This window comes from Virgibacillus carmonensis, from assembly GCF_057836705.1.
Window position 1 is genome coordinate 1 of sequence record NZ_JBYQFJ010000438.1, and the last position, 508, is coordinate 508.

The following is a 508-nucleotide window of genomic DNA, read 5'->3' on the forward strand; positions in this document are numbered from 1 at the left end:
GTATTTTATTGACGAATCGGTAATGACTGATTTGATTCAAAATGTGTTAGGTGACTTTAAAGGGAATACATATATTTTTAACGACAGCAATCAGGTCGTTGCTGCTGCAATAAATGATAAAGGGATTAAACAGGAAGATCTGGATTCGTTTACCATGGATAAAGACGGGGTTGGCAGCATCGAAATAGATGGAAAAAGCTACTCACTTGTTTATGTAAAATCAGAGGTTAGCGGTTGGACATTTATTTCATTAATGGATGCAGATCAATTTTTTGGAAAGCTTGATCAGACGAAAACAATCATAATGGGTACTTTAGCAATATTATTATTTGTTGGCTTGGCACTAGCCATTTTCCTTGGCAGGAACCAATATAAGCCGATACGAAGTCTCTTTGAAATGACGAATAAAAAAGAAACCGGCCACATGAACGATGGAAACGAATTGGAAAAAATCCGCAATACGATTACAAATGTATTTGAAGACCATCAAACACTGAACGAAACAATG

Annotated in this window: 1 protein-coding gene; it reads left to right on the forward strand. The window is 36.0% G+C overall.

Features of this window, described 5'->3' with window-relative positions:
- Positions 1–508: PDC sensor domain-containing protein (locus tag AC3G7N_RS22765; RefSeq protein WP_489424362.1), on the forward strand; the 508-nt coding region annotated here is incomplete at both ends.